We start from the raw sequence: 241 nt of genomic DNA on the forward strand, positions 1-241 counted from the left end.
TTTGCCGTAGGTGACCACCTGGAGCTGATGACCCCGCGTGGCAATTACCACTTCGACCTGCACCGCCTGTGCAACCGCCAGCAGCAGGCCATCGACGTGGCACCAGGCGACGGCCATGTGGTGTACCTGCCCATTCCGGAGCAGGTCGCACTTGACTACGCCCTGCTGATGCGCGACCTGCGCGCCGACGAGGTGGCAAGCTGACAATGCTGTAATGTGCGCCTCAGCTGCCTGACAGGCG

Annotated in this window: 1 protein-coding gene; it reads left to right on the plus strand. The window is 63.9% G+C overall.

Annotation, left to right across the window (positions count from 1 at the left end; all coding sequences use genetic code 11):
- Positions 1 to 204, plus strand: a 204-nt coding sequence (locus R0J88_RS22975) for a U32 family peptidase C-terminal domain-containing protein (protein ID WP_410901313.1), incomplete at its 5' end; no start/stop codon positions are given.
- Between the last annotated feature and the right edge of the window lie 37 nt (positions 205 to 241).

This window comes from Pseudoalteromonas sp. SIMBA_162, assembly GCF_046535955.1.
Taxonomy (GTDB): domain Bacteria; phylum Pseudomonadota; class Gammaproteobacteria; order Enterobacterales; family Alteromonadaceae; genus Pseudoalteromonas; species Pseudoalteromonas marina.